At 66.1% G+C, this 584-nt stretch carries 1 protein-coding gene; it reads left to right on the top strand.

The features are described 5' to 3' along the window. On the top strand, positions 1–584 hold a 584-nt coding region (locus tag VI25_RS23095), incomplete at both ends, for a PAS domain-containing protein (protein WP_152981812.1).

Genomic DNA, 584 nt, shown 5'->3' on the forward strand with positions numbered 1-584 from the left:
CCAGGTGTTTGCCCAAACGCCGGCGGCGGTGCTGCTCTTGCGCGGCCCCGAGCACCGCATGGACTACGCCAACGCGGCCGCCCAGCAGCTATTTCCCGACCGAGAGATGCTCGGCTGGCCCATCGCAGAAAGCCAGCCCGAATCGGTGGCCCAAGGCTTCGTGGCCTTGCTCGACCGCGTGTACCGGACGGGCGAAACGTACCAAGGGACCGAAGTGCCGCTCACAGTACAACACGAGCCGGGGCAGTCGGCCCGCATCACCTACTTCAATTTCAGCTATCAGGCCTACCGCGAGCAGGGACAGGTAGTGGGAGTCTCCTCGTTTGCCTACGACGTGACGGAACAGGTGCTGGCCCGCCAGCAGCGTGAGGTGCAGCAGCGGCTGCTCGAAACCGTGTTTGCCCAGGCCCCGGTGGCCCTTTTTGTGTTGCGCGACCCGCGCTACCACGTGGAGCTGGTCAACCCCCTGATGGAGCAGATGCTGGGCCGGCCGCTTCCGGCCTTGCTGGGCCGCCCGTACTTCGAGGCCATGCCGGAGCTAACCACCGGGCGCTACCCGGCCCTGATGCAGCAGGTCTGGGATA

This window comes from Hymenobacter sp. AT01-02, assembly GCF_000961955.2.
Taxonomy (GTDB): Bacteria; Bacteroidota; Bacteroidia; order Cytophagales; family Hymenobacteraceae; genus Hymenobacter; species Hymenobacter mucosus.